The following is an 18,975-nucleotide window of genomic DNA, read 5'->3' as shown; positions in this document are numbered from 1 at the left end:
GTAACAAAATTGTCAAAAATAGTAGATAGTATTTATATGATGTAAACGGTGTAAATGATAATATAAGGGTTATAAAAACCTTTATCAGGGAAATGAAGGAATAATTGTAATTTTAGTATAGTAAAAATAGAATGCTTTTAATGATTAAGGGAGAGGGTTATGAACAAATATATACAAGCTCTTGTGAAAAATGTCAGAACGAAACTCGAGTCGTGGTTTAATGGCCAAGGAACGATTGAACATCAAGAAATATATCGATTTCTTCATTCTATTGCCGGGACAGCCGCAACAATTGGATTCGAACAGGCTGGAGAAGCAGCTCGAGCTTTAATGGGTCAATTGAACGAAGATGATCAAAAGGAATGGGAAAAGGATGAGTTGCAGCAGTTTTTATTTCCGTTAATATCAATCTTCTATTACGAAGAATTAACAACTATTGATGAAATAATCGAAAGAAAACAAGATTTTAAGGATAAAAAACTGATTCTATTAATAGACGATGACCCGGCTGTCATTATGCTTCTCAAGGAAGTCCTTCAGGAGAATGGCTGGGTAGTACTAACGGCAGCAAATCCCGAAAAAGCCATTCACTCTTATAATGATTTAAACCCCGACTGCATCATCATTAACTATATGGTTCAGGGAAAAAGCGGACTGCAAGTACTGAGAAGGATAAGGAAAGAGTTGAATCAGCCCTTTACTCCAGCCATTATTATTAGCAAGGATACATCAAAGGATACGCGGGTTAGCAGCTATCAGCATGGCGCTGATGACTATATCGTAATACCTTTTGAAGCAGATGAATTTATTGTCAGGGTGAGGCGGCAGTTAGAAAGAAAACAGGCAATTGATGAACTCGTTTTCCATGTAGAAAGAAATGAAGAAAGAGAGCTTGAAACAGTAAGTTCTGAGGGTGAAATAAAGGTTTCTGACAACCATATTCATGTCGGTATTGTAGATGATGATCCGATTATTCGAACGATGCTGACGGATTTAATTAGTAAAAGTAAAATGGTTGAAGGATTTACACTAGAGATAAAGGCGTTTAAAGACGGAATGGAGTTTTATGAGTCAAACTGGTATTCACAACATAATCGGCCCTATCTAATTATTTTAGATGGTATGATGCCGCGGATGGATGGAATGGAGGTTCTAAAAAAACTCCGAGGGCTGGATGACCAGGATAAATTCACCATCATCATGCTTACTTCACGCAAGAATGAGCATGATATTTCAAGTGCAATCCAGTTAGGTGCCGATGATTACTTAACGAAGCCGTTCAAGTTATTAGAGCTGGAAACTAGACTTGGCTATTTGATTAAGAGGATGAAATTATAGGATGATAGAAATAAGTCTAGCTGCCCTGTTTATTGTATTTATTGCCTTGCTTTTCCTGTTAGTCAGTATTTTCTTCTACTTGTTTGTCAAGAAATACTTCAATAATCAAACAAGAATGGAGATTTTCCAACTAAAAGAAGACTACCAATTAGACATGTTTCATTATTTACAAACTGGAAATGGTGAATGGTTAAATTCCAGTCTTAATCAGGAACAATTAATCGCCTTAATGGAGCTCCTAACCGAGTATTCGAATGTTTTAGACGGCCCTGTGGTCGAAGACAGGATTCGTGAATTTGCTGATAAGTATTTAACAAGTTTTATCAAGAAAGAACTAAAAAAAGGGCGTTGGAGTCTAAGAATGAATGCCCTTTATGCAATAGAGGGCTTGTATATGAAGCAGTTGATACCATCAGTACATGCGTTATACAAAAAAAGACGAACGACCATTGCCGAAAAGTCACAAATTGTAAAGCTGTTAGCGAGGTTTCATGACCCTCAGGTTCCACAGTATTTGAAAGACATTCATGAAGACCTATCGAATTTTTCATTATTATCGATTGTTTCCAACCTTGAGGAGAAAACGCTTGATGAATTAATCGAAAACTTTAACGAACTGTCAAAAAAACTTCAATACGTAGTCATTGATACGATTGGTAAAAAACAGCTGACTCACCACCACATGCTTCTGCATAGATTGCTGAGTGAAGACGACGAGGAATTAAGAATTCGCTCACTAAAAGCCTATGCCAATTCAGGGCTGCCAATCGATACAAACCTACTAGCTGCCTTTTTTGAATCAGATAATTGGCAGGTTCGGATGATGGCCGCGAAGGTTACGGGTGTGGAGCGAATCGAGCGGTTTAAGTTACAGCTTATCTATCTGCTATCAGATCGTGAATATATTGTGCGGTCGGAGGCGGCAAAGTCTATTTTACGATTTAGAGATGGAGAAGGTATCTTAACGATGGTAGTTGATCAGACAAAAGACTTGTTCGCAAAGGACATGGCAATAGAATGGCTGGAAAAGGAGCGGAACAATCATTCATATTAATTGGTCAGATTTTTTAGTTGTTGGCAGCTGGTTTATTCTTATTTATATGCTCATCATTATTGTTGTATATGGCGGTATGTTGACTCTCTCCTTCCTGCAAATCCGGAAAAACTACCAGCTGGATGATATTGAGCCTTATGAGGAACTATTACAATCAGAAAATACGAAGCCAGTTTCGATTCTGGTCCCAGCTTATAATGAATCAGTTGGCATTTATGGAAGTATCCGATCATTGCTCAGCATTGAATACCCAGAATATGAAATTATCATTATTAATGACGGCTCAACGGATGATACACTTGAAAAACTTATCACGCGATTTAAATTAGTGAAAATAAATCGCGTGATTCGCAAACAACTAGACACAAAGGAAATCAAAGGCATTTACCAATCAACCCTGTATCCCCACTTAATTGTATTGGATAAGGAAAATGGCGGTAAGGCCGATGCCTTAAATGCCGGCATCAATTGCTCAAGATATCCTTATTTTTGTTCGCTGGATGGAGACTCCATTATTGAACGAAATGCCTTTTTAAAGGTATTAAAGCCAATCATTGAATCAGATGATGAAATCATTGCTTCAGGAGGAAGTGTGCGAATTGCCAATGGCTGTACGATCCAAAGCGGTGAAGTGATTAGTATAGGTTTATCCAATAAGCCGATTGTTATAATGCAAGTGATTGAGTATTTGCGAGCATTTTTAACAGGCCGTGTCGGGCTAAGCCAAAATAATCTGCTGCTCATCGTCTCGGGGGCCTTCGGGGTCTTTTCCAAAAGGTGGGTCATCGAAGCAGGCGGTTACGCCCATACAGTTGGCGAGGATATGGAGTTAGTGGTTCGGCTGCATCGGATGGTAAAGGAAAAACGGTTAAATAAAAAAATTGTTTATGTACCTGATCCTGTTTGCTGGACGGAGGCGCCTGACTCCATTAAATACCTGCGACGTCAACGCAAAAGATGGCATCGCGGGTTGTTTGATAGTTTGTGGAAGCATAGGAAATTGATGTTTAATCCAAAGTATGGATCGATTGGTTTCGTTTCCATGCCATATTTCTTTTTTATCGAATTTTTAGGTCCGCTGATTGAGCTCATTGGCTATATTTTATTGATTGTCGCTGTTTTTACAGGGAGTATTCATTTTGAATATGCTCTATTATTTTTCCTCCTTTCTTTGATATACGGGTCGATCTATTCCATGTCCGCTGTACTGTTGGAAGAATGGAGTATGGAAAGATATCCAAAGGTGCGGCACTTTGTCATATTATTTCTCGTCTCGCTTACGGAAACGCTATGGTACCGTCCTTTAACAGTAGTTTGGAGGGTAGAAGGAATGATCGAGATGCTATTTGGTAAAAGAGGATGGGGAGAAATGGTTAGAAAAGGTGTATCGAATGACTAAAAAAACGGGAATCATGGCAGGCGGAATAGTACTTCTTTTCCTATTATTCTCCTCACCTATATGGTTATGGATCATACAGCCTAGTAAAGAATTAAATGTACTAATTGTCGATAAAACAGTTCCGGATCAATCTTATCGTGAACATAAAGGAATTGTGTGGCTGCTTAATCACTTCAAGCTGAAAAAAAACGGCAATGAAGCGTATGATCCAAAAGATGACTATGTCGGCTTTGTTCCAGCTGATCAGCCGCCAGCGTTTAAAACGAGAGAATTGCCAAAGGATTTATCAAAATACGACGTCCTCTATGTAGCCGACAGTTATGGCGTCTATGAGGATGAATATATGGGTGAAAACAAAGAGGGTAATCGTTCTAAATTACTGTACGGCGGGATGACCTCCGATGAAGTAAGCCGGATCGGTACATCGCTTATGGCTAACCATCAAACTCTTATTGCTGAATTTAATACATTTGGTTCTCCTACAGAACCGCAAACGAGAGAAGACTTTTATCAATTGTTGAATGCCCAATGGACAGGATGGATGGGGCGTTATTTTAATGAATTAAGCAATAATGAGGTACCAGTATGGCTAAAGCAAAACTATGAAAAGCAATACGGAAAACCTTTTGCCTATAAAGGAAATGGTTTAGTTTTTGTAAATGATACGGATCAGGTGGTCGTCTTAACGGAAAAGGATATTTCTAATGCTCCAGTTAAATTTAATGCAACAGCAAAAGGCTCTAAAGCTTTAAATTTAAAACAAAATATTGATTACAATTATTGGTTTGATATAACAGAAGCTTCTGATGCCAAAGAGGTTCAGGCAAACTTTGAGCTGTCCCTTTTGCCTAGCGGGAAGCAGAAACTAAAGGAACATCAGATTCCGTTCTCCTTTCCGGCAGTTATTCACCATCAGGCTGAGTCCTATGATAGCTACTACTTTGCTGGGGATTTTGCCGATCAGGAAAATCTGCCTTCGTTTTATCAAGTGAAGGGAATTCCGGATTGGGAAAGGCTATTTTCTTTTGAAGAGAAAGGAAGAACAGATACCTTCTATTGGAAAGCCTATGTACCGATGATGAAGGAAATTATGACAGCTAAAAAGCGGACCTACCATAAAAAGGCTACTATAAAGCCAGAAGTCAAAACAGAAGCCGGAATGAAAGTAGTCGGTCATGCCGGTGATCAGTTTCTGCAGGTATATAAAAACGGGGCTTGGAAGGATATCCTTATTAAAGGAGTGAATATGGGAATTGCCAAACCAGGCTCATTCCCAGGAGAAACGAAGATTACCAAGGCGGAGTATGTGCGGTGGTTCGATCAAATCAGTCAGATGAATGCGAATACCATTCGTGTGTATACGATTCATCCGCCGGCATTTTATCAAGCGCTTTACGAGCATAATCGGAACCGTAAAGATCCGCTCTATCTTTTTCAGGGAGTTTGGGTAAATGAAGAAACCTTTTTGGACAAGAAGAATGCCTTTGACCCGGCTGTTACAGATGAGTTTAAAGCGGAAATCAAGCGGACGGTTGATTTGATTCATGGAAATGCAAATATAGAGGCAAGGCCTGGACATGCCAGCGGCAACTATGATAATGACCTGTCTCCTTATCTGCTGGGCTGGATTATCGGCGTGGAGTGGGATCCAAATGGTGTTATGGGAACAAATGAGAAAAACCCTGGCCGTACCAGTTACGATGGAACGTATATAATGACGAAGAAGGCAACGCCGTTTGAAGTCTGGCTGGCAGAAATGATGGATTATACTGCAGATTATGAAGCAAAGAAATATAATTGGCAGCATCCAATGAGCTTTACCAATTGGGTCACAACGGATCTATTGAAACATCCTGCGGAACCGAATAAAGAAGAAGACATGGTTTCTGTTAACCCGAATGTGATTAAGGCGAAACAGGCCTTTTACCCAGGGCTTTTTGCATCGTACCACATCTATCCATATTATCCGGACTTCCTCAACTTTGAGGAGAAATACCTAAACTATGTGGATCAGCGCGACAAAAAAAATAACTATGCCGGGTACTTGCATGACATGAAGCAGCATCACAATATGCCTTTACTTGTTGCCGAATTTGGAATCCCGGCTTCACGAGGGCTGACCCATAAAAATGCCTATGGCTTCAATCAAGGGAAACACACGGAACAAGAGCAGGGGAAAATGTTAAAAAGCTTATATGAAGATATTGTGGCAGAGAAGCTGGCCGGTGGCTTGGTCTTTTCTTGGCAGGATGAATGGTTTAAACGAACCTGGAATACGATGGACTATGATAATCCTGACCGCAGACCGTTTTGGGACAATATTCAAACGAACGAACAGCACTTTGGTCTCTTAAGCTTTGACCCTGATACAAAAGAAACTCAATTATCAGTGGATGGCAGCCCGAAGGATTGGCTGGCAAGGGATGAAAAGCCGATTCAAACAAGTAAAGAAGGGCCAATTAAGAATGTTTATTTATCTAGCGATGAAAGGTCTCTGTATATTCGCATTGATTATCATAAAGACAAGTGGAATGAAAAAGATTTTAAAACATCAATTTTATTGGATACAATTCAAAATCAAGGCCAATCATCTGTTCCAGGTATTCCATCGGCCAAAGAAAAGGGCATTGATTTTCTCATTGAGCTGAATGATAAAACCAACTCTAAAATGTTAATCGATAGCAACTATGATACGTTCTATTATCACTATGGCCATGTCCTTCAGATGATTAAAACGGAGCCAAGGGTCAATCAAAAAAATAATGGAATCTATCATCCGATAAGGTTAACCTTGAATAAAGAATTGAAGATTAAAAGGAATGGCAAGTTAATCAACGTGCCGTTTTCCTCCTATGAAACAGGGAAATTAATATTTGGAAATGGCAATCCTGATGCCAAAAATTACAATTCTTTAGCCGATTACGATCTTAAAGACGGTATGCTGGAGCTTCGCATCCCATGGCAAATGTTAAATTTCAAAGATCCGAGTCAGAAACAGATCATGGGTGACATTTGGTCCAAGGAAGGAATCAATAGCTCTGAAACCATTGATTCCATTTCAGCCGCGGTTCTTGTCTCCAATGCTAAAAAAGAACTTGTCCAGCGCCTGCCGAATACGAAAGGGGGCTGGATGCACTATACTTGGGATAACTGGCAGCAGCCAATCTATCACGAACGCCTGAAAAAGTCCTACGGCATCATGAAAAATGTCTACCGAGAGATGAAAATAGGACAGTAAGGATATATTCAGACTGGTTAACAAGTTTACTTTAACCGGTCTGATTTTTTAAAAAGATGGCTGTGTTAAAGGACGTTGTTGATTTTTATAACCCTGTTGATTGGAGCGGAAGGCACGAAGACTCCTGCGGGAGTACGGAACAGGGGAGACCCCGCAGGCGCTTTCAGCGCCGAGGAGGCTCCCCGAACCGCCCGCGAACCGCTCGTGCCTGGAGCGCAAATCAACAGCCAAGTTTAACACAGCCTAAAAGATAATAGCAATGATGGGGGGATTCACAAAGATGGCAAAAATTTTGCTGGCTGAAGATGAAGAAGTACTCCGGATGCTGGTCGTAGATACGCTCGAAGATGAGGGTTATCACATCGATGAAGCCTGTGACGGGGAAGAAGCATACCAGCATATCCAAAAAAATACGTATGATCTAATCTTATTAGATTATATGATGCCCGTGTATACGGGTCTTGAGCTAATTGAAATGCTCCGCAGGGAACAGAACGGAACAAAAATTATGATGTTGAGTGCTAAAAATCAGGCATCCGAACAACAGAAAGTATTAGATGCTGGTGCGGATTATTTCATGAGTAAACCATTCAGCCCGCTTGAACTTGTCGACAGAATTGAGGAAATCTTAAGTGAAACGACCTAAGCACTTAAAAACAAGCCTGACGAAACAATTTAGTATGTTAATGATTACCATCATAGTGGCATTCAGTTTACTAATGACAGCATTATTAATCTATCAAAACCAAATCCAGAAACAATTTGAAACAACAAACAAACAGCTGCAGCAAAAACAGCTCTATGCATCAGAGCTTAATTATGCGTTTAATTTGGCGATTTCTGAAATGCGAGCTTATTTTGCCTTTAATGGGGAACCTAGTTTTTATAAAGAGGTTGTGGAACAACAGCATATTGTGAAGGATCGCTTGACGGCATTAAAAGCGCTGGCAGATGATGACGATGATCGTCGGTTTATCAATCATGCCGAGGACTTTTACAACTATTATTTTTACGACGCAATGCCAAGGTCTAAAGCATTGTATGATGCTGCCGGTAAATTGGAAGAGATTACGGGGATTGCTGTTACACAAAAGGGGTCTCAGACCATCCGCGAGTATCAAAGCAATTTAAAAAGTTATACCGATACCTTGAAACAGCACAATATTGAGCTGCATGACGAGCAAGATGATAAGATAATTCTAAGTCAATTAGTATGTGCTGTTATTCTATTGCTATTAATAAGCGGAATGGGTTTACTGACTCGATATATGTTAGGCAAAATTGGACGCCCGTTAAAAAATCTTACGATGGCAGCGAGTGAAATTGCAAAGGGACATACGATCGTATTTACAGATGCGGCAAATCGCCAAGATGAATTGGGTTTACTCTCCAGGGCTTTTGAAAAAATGAGCAAGAGCATACAAGAAAAAGAACACGATTTACGCAAGTTATATGAACAAGCTGAAGAGGAACGCCTGCTTACACAAAATATATTAGATACTATTAATGAGGGAATCCAATTAATAGATACAACAGGACAAGTTATTCAAGTAAATCAAAAGCTGTGTGATCTATCTGGTATCAATTCCTCTGCAATCATTCATAAGAATTATGAAGAATGGTGTGCCGCATTAATAAAAATAGTTGAAAATGAGGACGAATTAAAACGATTTTTCGATCAGGTTGTAATAGCGCAAGAAACCATTCAGTCATCCACCATCTACCATCAGCACAGCCCAGCTAAAAGGGTTGTACGAGTATACTGTGAGGCGCTGACACGGGACGGTGAAAAAATTGGGACAGTTATTGTTCATCGTGATATCACGAAGGAATATGAAGTCGATGTGATGAAATCCGAATTTGTCAGTACTGTCAGTCATGAACTGCGGACACCGCTGGCAAGTGTGCTAGGGTTTACAGAGCTAATGCTGAATAAAGAATTAAAACCAGTGCGCCAAAAGAAATATTTAACGACGATTTACCAGGAGGCCAGAAGGTTAACAGCACTGATTAATGACTTCTTGGATGTTCAAAGAATGGAATCCGGGAAACAAACGTATGAAAAAAAATATGAGGACGTCATTCCCATTCTGCAGCCGATTATAGAGGCCTATGAAGTCAATCATCCACAGCATGTGATACATTTTGAGGCAAAAACCAGCCATACCGTTGTTTTTGGTGATAAGGATAAACTATCGCAGGTGTTTAATAATTTAATAAGCAATGCCATTAAGTATTCCCCCGGTGGAGGTAATATTTTTGTGACGGTCTTTGAAGAGGCTTCCAGCTTAAAAATTGCTATTAAAGATGAAGGGCTTGGAATCCCTGCAGATGCGCTGGATAAGTTATTTACAAAGTTCTATCGAGTAGATAATTCCGACCGGCGGAAAATTGGTGGAACAGGACTTGGATTGGCGATTGTAAAGGAAATCGTCAAGGCACATGATGGAGATGTTTCTGTTAGTTCTGCTCCTCAAGAGGGCAGTTTGTTTACCGTTCGTTTTCCACTGGTAACTGGAATTACAAGAAGTACGAAAGATATACAGCCAGAGCCAGTTCAGCATCAAACAGGGAAATTTACCGTCATTATCGTGGAAGATGATCTTAGTCATGCTTCTCTGTTACACACTGAATTAGAGGAAAGTAATTTTCACGTCAAGGTATTTTCAACGGGCGAAGCGGCGTTAGCCTCAATCGAAGCTAATCACCCTGATGTCATCGTTCTAGATATCATGCTTGGTGAAAATGTAATGGACGGATGGGAGTTTATTAAACAGGTTAAGGCCATAGAAGACTTAAAAACCATTCCAATCTTTATTTCTTCTGCGTTAGATGATAAGGAAAAGGGAAAAGCACTGGGGGCAAACGAGTATTTAATTAAGCCCTACCAGCCAAGTAAACTCTCAAACATCATTTTTCAAACACTATTACAGAAAGATCGGACGGGACAAATCCACATCCCGAGTGAGGAATCTTAGTTAAGAAAGAGAAAAGAAAAAAGGGTGCCAAAAGAGTCTTTTACAAGGCTTTTTGGCATCCTTTTTTCTTTTATGCATGTTGCTACGCAAGTCTCATTTTAAAATCTTGATAGCCGAATTGTTGGACAACACGGCAATCTCCGTTTTTGTCTTTGATGGCAATAGCCGGTAATGCCATGCCGTTAAATGTAGTATTTTTGACCATTGTATAGATGGCCATATCACCAAAGACTAAGCGGTCGCCGCTGTTTAATGGCTGATCAAAAGAATAATCTCCAATCACATCGCCTGTAAGGCAAGTTTGACCGCCAAGACGATATGTAAAAGGTTTTTCTCCTGCTTCACCTGAGCCAAATAACGGTGGGCGATAAGGCATTTCCAGTACATCCGGCATGTGGCAGGTTGCAGAAGTGTCAAGAATCGCAATTTCCATTCCATTTTGATGGAAATCAAGGACCGAGGTAACCAGATATCCGGCATTAAGTGCAACCGCTTCACCTGGCTCAAGATAAACTTCCAATCCGTAATTCTCCTGCATTCTCTTAATGCAAGCCTCAAGGCGAGGGATATCATAATCTTCCCTTGTGATATGGTGCCCGCCACCAAAGTTGATCCATTCCATTTGCGGCAGCCATTCGCCAAACTTTTCTTCCACAGCATTAAGCGTAGTTTCTAAGTCGTCAGAGTTTTGCTGACAGAGTGTGTGGAAATGCAGTCCAGACACACCTTCAAGCAAATCAGGGCGGAAATGCTCTTTGATTACACCGAATCTAGAACCTGGTGAACATGGGTCATAAATAGCATGTCCAATCTGGGTTGAGCATTGTGGATTAATGCGCAATCCAATTTTCCTGCCAGCCTTAAGGGCTTTATCTTTAAACTTCTCCAGCTGTGAAAAGGAATTAAAAATAATATGATCACAGATTGAGATAATTTCATCTATTTCATCTTCACGATAGGCAGGGGCAAAGACATGATTCTCTTTGCCCATTTCTTCGTAGCCCAGCCGTGCTTCGTACAACCCGCTTGCTGTTGTACCGCTTAAATATTTTCCAATGAGGGGATACATTGTTGTCATAGAAAAGGCTTTTTGTGCTAAAACTATCTTAGCTCCTGTACGCTCCATGACACCGTTCAGGATTTTTAAGTTTTTTTCCAACAGCCCCTCATCAACCACATAACAAGGTGTTGGTAATTCTTCGAACCGCATCTTAGCGAACGAACTCCGGATTTTTCGTTTTTACAGGCTCATCATCAACAAGCACTGGATTGAAGTCTTCTACCCATGGAAGTCCCCATTTGTTTAACTCTTCCATGAATGGATCTGGATCAAATTCTTCGATATTGTAAACGCCTGCTTTGTTCCATTTGCCAGTTAAGATCATGGCAGCACCGATCATTGCAGGAACGCCAGTTGTGTAAGAAACGGCTTGTGAACCTACTTCTTTATAGCATTCTTGGTGGTCACAAACATTGTATACGTAATAGGTTTTGTCTTTTCCATCCTTTTTCCCTCTGAAAATACAACCGATATTTGTTTTACCGACTGTACGCGGGCCAAGTGTTGCAGGATCTGGTAATACAGCCTTCAAGAACTGAAGCGGAATGATTTGTTTTCCTTCGAATTCAATTGGCTCGATAGAAGTCATTCCTACATTTTCAAGTGCTTTTAGGTGTGTAAGATAGCTTTGGCCGAAAGTCATGAAGAAACGGATGCGCTTAAGTCCTGGCATGTTTTTCGCAAGTGATTCAAGCTCTTCATGGTAAAGCAAATACATATCTTTTTCGCCTACTTCAGCGAAGTTATAGACACGCTTGATCTCCATTGGATCTGTTTCAATCCATTCGCCATTTTCCCAGTAACGTCCATTAGCAGAAACTTCACGGATATTGATTTCAGGGTTGAAGTTAGTAGCAAACGGATAGCCGTGGTCACCGCCGTTACAGTCAAGAATGTCGATATATTCGATTTCATCAAAATAATGCTTTAATGCGTAAGCTGAGAATACGCCTGTTACACCTGGGTCAAAACCTGAGCCAAGAAGAGCTGTAATACCGGCTTTTTCAAAGCGCTCTTTGTATTCCCACTGCCATTTGTATTCAAATTTTGCCGTATCTTCCGGCTCGTAGTTGGCAGTATCCATATAATGAGTTTTAGTAGCCAGGCAGGCATCCATGATCGTTAAGTCTTGGTAAGGTAATGCTAAGTTCATGACGATGTCTGGTTTTACTTCGTTAATTAACGCAATTAGCTCATCTACATTATCTGCGTCAACTTGAGCAGTTGTAATTTTTGTTTTACCGCCGTCAAGCTTTGCCTTTAGCTCATCACATTTTGATTTTGTCCGGCTTGCGATACAAATTTCCTCAAATACTTCGCTGTTTTGAACACATTTGTGGACGGCAACAGATGCTACACCGCCAGCTCCGATAATAAGTGCTTTTCCCATGTTTCGTTTCCCCCCAAGTGAATTTTTTTGCAACAAAAAAAGCAAGTGTAAAAACGCCTATTCGCGCACAACACTTGCTTCGACATAATCTTATTATTAAAAAGCATAAATATACCCATGAAAAAGACACAAGTATATTATTGCCATGAAAGTCTAACCTGATGGCAGAAAGCTCTTTAATATTCAAACTATATCAAAATATGATCAGAGTCTATATAGCAAATAATTACTTTTACCACTCTTATTGACCATTTCACAAGTTGTGTGCGTCATGCGCACTGGTTGTAAAGTAACCAACTTATAAAATTTGAGCTTTTAACTCAATCAATAGGGGCAACTATAGTTGCCAATCGGCATTCGACCCGGCTGTCCGTATGGCCTTAACTCCCAATAGGAAGTGGTCTAAATTATCTGCTGGAAAGACTCAAAGTATGAATATCAGCTTTCCAATTAAATGCTACTTTATAGTATCAGCATGAAAATAAAATTGCAATAGGGAATTCAAAAAAATTTTTTGGCAGCATTGGGGAAACCTGGGGCTGGTTCTTTTGTTATTGAAACTGTAGAACCAGTCCCACGTTTCATTAATCTAAAATGGTTACCTTTAAATGTTGGACACCAAATTCGTTGGCATCGTCTTCAGACGGGATAAAGACATCGATTCGATTACCTTTGATGGCGCCCCCAGTATCTCCGGCGATTGCTTCACCAAAGCCTTCTACATATACCTTGCTGCCAAGAGGTATTACGGATGGGTCTACTGCAATAACCTTTTTATTTGGATTTGCTCTAAGGTCAATTCCAGTAGCAGTGGTACCGGAGCATCCCTCACAGTATGCTGTATAGGCTGTGGCTTTGACGTTAATAATCTTTTTATCGGTACGAGCTTTTACTTCCTTTTTATCAATAGATGCTGCCTTTACCTTTTGTTTAGCTGGTTTTGTTACTTTTTCTTTTTTGTCTTTCTTAGTTGTATCTATTTCTTGATAGATTACTAAATCAAGTCCAGGATGGATCATATTCGTAAGTAAATCATTCCATTCCTTAATTTGTGACACCGTTACGTGTTGTTCCTTGGCAATATCTATTAATGTATCTTCTTTTTTCACTGTATAATGTTTTTCCTTTGCAACGGCTAGTTCATCTCCCGGATGAATAAGGTCTGACGTGAGATGATTGATCTTTTGGATATTTTCAACAGATGTATGATTATCGCGTGATAGATCCCAAAGGGTGTCTCCCTTTTTTACTGTAATTGTCGCAGCTTGTACATTAGCACTGACAGCCAATGAGAGTACAGCTGCTGAAATGATCACTTTTATTTTGTTAAGCATTCTATTACCCTCCATGTTCTTTGGTTGCTAAGTTTTCATAATCGTAACATGTATTTTTCTGAGACAAAGAACAAGGAGATGTTAAATTAATGACACATATGGCAGGTATATTGCAATAACATTTCTAAATAGATTGAATAATCAGAAAACATTGCTCAATTAGGGCGTATATAGTACAAAAATCCCAGCCTCATGCGCTTTGTATTTATTACAGAAATATTACAAATCATGTGTCCTGAGCCTGTGTAAATCCACCAGGTACCATAATTACCAATATTTCACGGTAATTGTTAATGCAAATAATTACCCCACTTCCCAATCGTTGGAATAGATGTCTCATAAAATAGCATATCGAACAATTATTTTTTACAAAAGCTATCATCTAAAAAGGATGGGTAACCAAAAAATGGATTATATAAAAGTGAAGATCTCGAATAGTTTCCCGCATGAACCTTTATTGCGGCAAACACCTGGTTCAAAAGGAATCTGGGGGAACTGTCAATTTTTCCTTAATGAAAATATTCAAGAGTGCGATTATTGGATTGTATATCAAGGATTAACAAAGGAAGAGAGGACCAAGTGTCCTCCTGAGAATGTAATATTGATTACTGGTGAACCGCCATCCTTATATCGGTTTAAACCGGGCTATTTGAAGCAGTTTAACACTGTCATTACTTGTCACAGAAATATAAATCATCCCAATGTCATTCATATGGAGCAGGGGTTGCCGTGGCATATAGGCTTGATTAAAGGAAAGAATAAAAATATTAAACTATCAAAGGATTATGACCAGCTTTTGGCACACAAAGAGTACCAGAAAGATAAATTGCTTTCCGTCATTTGTTCTAGTAAAGCAAGGTCTGAGGGACATCGAAACAGGCTGAAATTTGTAAGGGCCATATCTGATTATTTTGGAAATAAAATTGACGTATTTGGAAGAGGTATTCGGGATATTGACGATAAATGGAATGCCATTGCCGATTATAAATACCATATTGCTATTGAAAACAGTATCCACACGGATTATTGGACAGAAAAAATAACTGACACGTTTTTGGGTGGTGCGTATCCAATCTACTGCGGCTGTCCTAATCTGAGTGATTATTTTGATGCAGATGTGTTTACGGCCATTGATATACATGATGTTCAAAAGTCCATAAAAATAATAGAAGAATGTATTGAAAACAATTTATATGAAAAATCAATAGAGAAAATTGCAGCAGCTAAAATGATGGTGTTAGACAAATACAATTTATTTGCCATTATAGATGATTTTATCCGCTCCAATCGTAATGCTGTGACTAGTGAAAAACAAGTAATAAAGCTGAACCCTCAGGCAAAATGAAATCTAAATAGTAATTGGAATGACTTTTGAACTTTCTACATGCCACCGCATACAATCTATTGTTAGATGACCTAACCTATGGAAGGGGAACGTCCAGATGAAGGGGAAAAGAGTTATGGTTACAGGAGGGGCTGGTTTTCTCGGGTCCCATGTTGTCGAGCAGTTTAAAAACAAAGGCTGTGCTGAAATTATTGTTCCGCGCAGCCAAGAATATGATCTTCGGGATTCATCCGTTACCTTTTCACTCATAAAAGATACAAAGCCTGATATTATTGTACACCTGGCGGCAGCTGTGGGAGGAATTGGAGCGAATAGTAAATACCCGGGGACGTTATTCTATGATAATGCTGCGATGGGCATTCACCTGATGGAGGCTGCCCGTTTATGCCAGGTTGAGAAGTTCGTTGCTTGTGGAACCATTTGTTCATATCCAAAATTTGCAGCTATCCCATTTAAGGAAGAGGCATTGTGGGAGGGATATCCGGAGGAAACGAATGCGCCATACGGGCTAGCTAAAAAGATGCTTCTTGTCCAATCACAAGCCTATCGCCAGCAATATGGATTCAATTCAATTTACTTGCTCCCTGTTAATTTGTATGGACCAAGGGATAATTTTGATTTGGAAAGCTCCCATGTTATTCCAGCCTTGATTCGAAAATGTGTAGAGGCAAAGGAAAAGGGGCAAGGCCGGATTCAGGCTTGGGGAACAGGAAAAGTGACAAGAGAATTCTTATACGTGGAAGATGCAGCGGAAGCCATTGTGCTTGCTGCTGATAAATATGATGGCGGGGAGCCGGTGAATATCGGAACTGGACAGGAAATCAGCATTAGTGCGTTGGCTGCTCTGATTGCAGAAAAAACTGGTTTTGCGGGGGAAATCATTTGGGACAGTGACAAGCCGGACGGTCAGCCAAGAAGATGTTTAGATGTAACGAAATCGAAAGCTTTATTTGGATTTGAAGCAAAAACAACCTTGGAAGAGGGCTTACAAAAAACGATTAATTGGTATGTAACGGACAGGAAGAACCAATAGGCACCCTGTCTTTTTTTGTTTATCCATTTTTAGATGAACCTAAAAATAAATCAATTAACGATAGATCAACGTGGTCTTTTGATTCGCCTCTTCGCTGTTTCATGTCTTTTATAACATGTAGCGAAGCGAATTTTATCCCTTCAACATAAAAGTGATTCTCAGGGTTGAAAATAATATCATCCTTTGTCTTTTCGTAATAAGGAAGCTGCTTTTCGTGATTACTGAATTTCTTATTTTTATTAGATAATAAATCATCACCGTAAACTAAAAAGTCTAAGTCAGCAGGTTTTCGAATACCATAAACCCCCATCACCGAGCTAGATACGATGCAAAAATGTTCAGGATCAACCTTTTTTTCTATTAACCATTTTTTTAATTGATTAAAATTCTGGTAAAAACTTTTGCTGTGATTAGTAAGCTTGGAATGGTTTAAAAAATGAATACTATTTTCATTAAATAATGTTTGTGCTAAACGTACGGTCTCTTCGTGAACATCATTAATATGAATGGAGTGATTCCCTATGTTAAAAAGGCTGCGGATTTTTTCTTTCGCTGAACGAGTGTTTTCATAACGATCCGTTTCGAAAACAAAAACTCTTATAGGTCCATTATGCTTAAAACAGGATGATGCTTTCCTTTTAGCTCCCGGAAATTGATTATGCCATCCGCCTAACCATTTTTCACCTAAATATAACTGCTTGATTAAATTTATTGAACCTTGTTTAGTTAAATACAGTTCTTTTTCATAATAGATGTTTCCATATTCGTTTAGAATATTTTTAATCTCCTTGTCTCCTCCAACAGCTGATGGAAATACTACCGCTATATATGTTTCCTTCTTTAGCCGGCAGTATTCAAGGGCAATGGCATCACACCATTTGTCTGTCAGTCCTTTTTTTCGAAAACAATTATAGTCATAATTATGCTCCACATCGAGCGTAACGGATTTGATTTTTTTACCATATAATAAGCTGGCTGCTAATCTGTGACTTCCATCAATCAGGCCGTTATTAGTTCCAATAGGTATAATCGATTTCTGTTCGTCAAAGCCGATCGCTTTAATGGAGTCGAGTGTACTGTCAAACGCATTTTTAAAGGCGTCGATTCCTTTTTTTCCGGAATCATCACGTTCATGATATCCATTGAAAACACGGATATGTTCATCATACAATCTTTCTCCCCATGAACTTTCCAACCCCAGCTCTCTAAACTTGGCATAAATATATTTAGCCGGTACATCAAATCGATAGTGATTTAATAGGGTATATGGGTCCAGTTCAACAATAGAGTCATTATTCGCTATACCTTTAGCGAGATGATCTAGTTTTATTCTTAAAGGGCTTTTTTTTTTAGACAAAATGAAATTCCCCTTTCGATTGGTTTATTAAAAATTTATTCATGTTTTTTGCAATGCCTTACGACTTCTTCCCATGTCATAAATAGGCGGATAATGTCTTCTTCCACCAGATAACTGCCCATTTGAACTTCGATTAGTTCCAGGGTACTGAGTGCTTTAATTCCGTGTTTTGCTCCATTGGGAATTTGCAGCACATCTCCCTGTTTAACCGCAAATAGCTGGTCTTGAAGAGCAAATTCTCCCTCGCCGGAAAGGAGCACCCAGACCTCGCTTCGCATTGAATGGTATTGGTAGCTGATATTTTTTCCAGCTTCTACAACGATTTTTTTTGTCAATATTTCATGATTGTCTGAGTATCTAATATAGTTTAGTACTTGGTACCATCCCCATCTGCGTTCTTCAATCATGGGCCTTTCTTTTTCATTTTTCATGATATCTTTGATCCTGTGACTGGCTGCCTTATCCGTCACCAATATTCCCTGCGGACTCGAGGCTACTACGATATCAGGTACGGCAATTACCGTAACGGGGATGTCTAATTCATTGATAACATGCGTATTGGCTGAGTCTTCGATGATTCCCTTGCCTGTCAGGATGGTATGCATCTCTTCTGTTAACGTATTCCAGGTCCCTAAATCCTTCCATTTACCGTCGTAAGGAATCACGATAACATCATTGGCTTTCTCGACTACCTCATAATCAAAGCTTATCTTTGGCAGCTGTTCATATCCTTTTTTCAGATCCTCATATTTTAAAGGAATCCCTTTATCTTTTAAAAGGCTAAGCATGTATTCAAGTTTGAAGGCAAAAACGCCCAGGTTCCATAAAGCTCCCTGCTGAATAAACTTGATTGCTTGGTCCGCCTTTGGCTTCTCGACAAAGGCGTTAACCTTCATGAAGGATACCTGTCCATTTTCCAACCCCTTGTTGTCATGGAGTATATATCCATATTTTTCAGAGGGATAAGTTGGACTGCCGCCTAGTAATGCTATTTTTGCACCGGAATCTAAAACAACCTTTTCCATCAATTTGATTTTTTCAAAATAGTCCTTTTCCACAAAGGGGTCGACAGGCAGTACACATATAACCTCATTAGGGTCGACGTTTAAACATGAATAAAGATAGGAGCAAGCTAGTGCAATGGCAGGGAAAGTATCACTTCTCTGCGGTTCAATGATAAGAGGGGTATCGGATCCAAGCTGGCTGAGCACCATGTCGGCTTGAGCTTGGCCGGTTGCAATATAGGCTGATTGCTGAAGATTGACCTCCTTCAACTGTCTCCAAACCCTTTGAATCATCGATTCTGACTCCCCATTTTCTGCTTTTAAAACCTTCAAAAACTGCTTTGACCTTGAATCATTGGAAAGGGGCCACAGCCGTTTTCCTGAACCTCCAGATAAGATAACAATTTTCATAAACGCGGAAAAACCTCCTTTCTTAATCCAAAGC

At 39.5% G+C, this 18,975-nt stretch carries 13 protein-coding genes; 8 read left to right on the top strand and 5 right to left on the bottom strand.

The window, feature by feature from the left end; genetic code table 11:
- The first annotated feature begins 159 nt into the window (after positions 1-159).
- The 6 genes from IE222_RS07995 to IE222_RS07965 all read left to right on the top strand — a co-directional run bounded on the left by IE222_RS07995 (position 160) and on the right by IE222_RS07965 (position 10,007).
- Complete coding sequence (locus tag IE222_RS07995; RefSeq protein WP_191271524.1) at positions 160-1,338, top strand: response regulator transcription factor; 1,179 nt, start codon at positions 160-162, stop codon at positions 1,336-1,338.
- 1 nt (position 1,339) lies between these two features.
- A complete protein-coding gene (locus IE222_RS07990; RefSeq protein WP_191271522.1) occupies positions 1,340-2,392 on the top strand; it encodes a HEAT repeat domain-containing protein in 1,053 nt (350 codons plus the stop codon).
- Between the two features lie 46 nt (positions 2,393-2,438).
- Complete coding sequence (locus IE222_RS07985; protein ID WP_191271521.1) at positions 2,439-3,791, top strand: glycosyltransferase family 2 protein; 1,353 nt, start codon at positions 2,439-2,441, stop codon at positions 3,789-3,791.
- Positions 3,784-7,029: a hypothetical protein gene (locus IE222_RS07980; protein ID WP_191271519.1), complete on the top strand. Its 3,246-nt coding sequence runs from the start codon at positions 3,784-3,786 to the stop codon at positions 7,027-7,029. Before IE222_RS07985 ends, IE222_RS07980 begins: the two co-directional genes overlap by 8 nt.
- A gap of 280 nt (positions 7,030-7,309) precedes the next feature.
- Positions 7,310-7,675, top strand: coding sequence for a response regulator transcription factor (locus IE222_RS07970; RefSeq protein ID WP_191271517.1), 366 nt, complete (start codon positions 7,310-7,312; stop codon positions 7,673-7,675).
- Positions 7,662-10,007: an ATP-binding protein gene (locus IE222_RS07965; protein ID WP_191271515.1), complete on the top strand. Its 2,346-nt coding sequence runs from the start codon at positions 7,662-7,664 to the stop codon at positions 10,005-10,007. The genes IE222_RS07970 and IE222_RS07965 overlap by 14 nt, the downstream gene beginning before the upstream one ends.
- A gap of 82 nt (positions 10,008-10,089) precedes the next feature.
- Here IE222_RS07965 and nspC read toward each other — a convergent pair whose 3' ends face one another.
- The 3 genes from nspC to IE222_RS07950 all read right to left on the bottom strand — a co-directional run bounded on the left by nspC (position 10,090) and on the right by IE222_RS07950 (position 13,791).
- Positions 10,090-11,217 (bottom strand): carboxynorspermidine decarboxylase, encoded by a 1,128-nt coding sequence (gene nspC / locus IE222_RS07960; RefSeq protein WP_191271513.1) that lies wholly within the window; start codon positions 11,215-11,217, stop codon positions 10,090-10,092.
- 1 nt (position 11,218) lies between these two features.
- Positions 11,219-12,457 (bottom strand): saccharopine dehydrogenase family protein, encoded by a 1,239-nt coding sequence (locus IE222_RS07955; protein ID WP_191271511.1) that lies wholly within the window; start codon positions 12,455-12,457, stop codon positions 11,219-11,221.
- Positions 12,458-13,041: 584 nt separating this feature from the next.
- Positions 13,042-13,791, bottom strand: a complete 750-nt coding sequence (locus IE222_RS07950) for a 3D domain-containing protein (protein ID WP_191271509.1) — start codon at positions 13,789-13,791, stop codon at positions 13,042-13,044.
- Positions 13,792-14,197: 406 nt separating this feature from the next.
- Between IE222_RS07950 and IE222_RS07945 the strand changes: the two genes are divergently transcribed.
- A complete protein-coding gene (locus tag IE222_RS07945) occupies positions 14,198-15,136 on the top strand; it encodes a glycosyltransferase family 10 domain-containing protein (protein ID WP_223282622.1) in 939 nt (312 codons plus the stop codon).
- A 97-nt stretch (positions 15,137-15,233) separates the two neighbouring features.
- Positions 15,234-16,169, top strand: a complete 936-nt coding sequence (locus IE222_RS07940; RefSeq protein ID WP_191271505.1) for a GDP-L-fucose synthase family protein — start codon at positions 15,234-15,236, stop codon at positions 16,167-16,169.
- Between the two features lie 19 nt (positions 16,170-16,188).
- Here the strand turns inward: IE222_RS07940 and IE222_RS07935 are convergent, their stop codons facing one another.
- Both IE222_RS07935 and IE222_RS07930 read right to left on the bottom strand, forming a co-directional pair.
- Positions 16,189-17,526: a hypothetical protein gene (locus tag IE222_RS07935; RefSeq protein WP_191271503.1), complete on the bottom strand. Its 1,338-nt coding sequence runs from the start codon at positions 17,524-17,526 to the stop codon at positions 16,189-16,191.
- 35 nt (positions 17,527-17,561) lie between these two features.
- Positions 17,562-18,941, bottom strand: coding sequence for a sugar phosphate nucleotidyltransferase (locus IE222_RS07930; protein ID WP_191271501.1), 1,380 nt, complete (start codon positions 18,939-18,941; stop codon positions 17,562-17,564).
- Positions 18,942-18,975 lie beyond the last annotated feature (34 nt).

The sequence above is a fragment of the Neobacillus kokaensis genome (genome assembly GCF_014656545.1).
Taxonomy (GTDB): Bacteria; Bacillota; Bacilli; order Bacillales; family Cytobacillaceae; genus Neobacillus; species Neobacillus kokaensis.
The sequence above is the reverse complement of the archived record's forward strand: the minus strand, read 5'-3'. Positions and strand labels throughout refer to the sequence as shown.

Coding starts and splice junctions, on each gene's coding strand:
- IE222_RS07930 (WP_191271501.1), bottom strand. CDS start 18,941: ATGAAAATTGTTATCTTATCTGGAGGTTCAGGAAAACGGCTGTGGCCC.
- IE222_RS07995 (WP_191271524.1), top strand. CDS start 160: ATGAACAAATATATACAAGCTCTTGTGAAAAATGTCAGAACGAAACTC.
- IE222_RS07950 (WP_191271509.1), bottom strand. CDS start 13,791: ATGCTTAACAAAATAAAAGTGATCATTTCAGCAGCTGTACTCTCATTG.
- IE222_RS07990 (WP_191271522.1), top strand. CDS start 1,340: ATGATAGAAATAAGTCTAGCTGCCCTGTTTATTGTATTTATTGCCTTG.
- nspC (WP_191271513.1), bottom strand. CDS start 11,217: ATGCGGTTCGAAGAATTACCAACACCTTGTTATGTGGTTGATGAGGGG.
- IE222_RS07945 (WP_223282622.1), top strand. CDS start 14,198: ATGGATTATATAAAAGTGAAGATCTCGAATAGTTTCCCGCATGAACCT.
- IE222_RS07940 (WP_191271505.1), top strand. CDS start 15,234: ATGAAGGGGAAAAGAGTTATGGTTACAGGAGGGGCTGGTTTTCTCGGG.
- IE222_RS07980 (WP_191271519.1), top strand. CDS start 3,784: ATGACTAAAAAAACGGGAATCATGGCAGGCGGAATAGTACTTCTTTTC.
- IE222_RS07985 (WP_191271521.1), top strand. CDS start 2,439: ATGCTCATCATTATTGTTGTATATGGCGGTATGTTGACTCTCTCCTTC.
- IE222_RS07970 (WP_191271517.1), top strand. CDS start 7,310: ATGGCAAAAATTTTGCTGGCTGAAGATGAAGAAGTACTCCGGATGCTG.
- IE222_RS07955 (WP_191271511.1), bottom strand. CDS start 12,457: ATGGGAAAAGCACTTATTATCGGAGCTGGCGGTGTAGCATCTGTTGCC.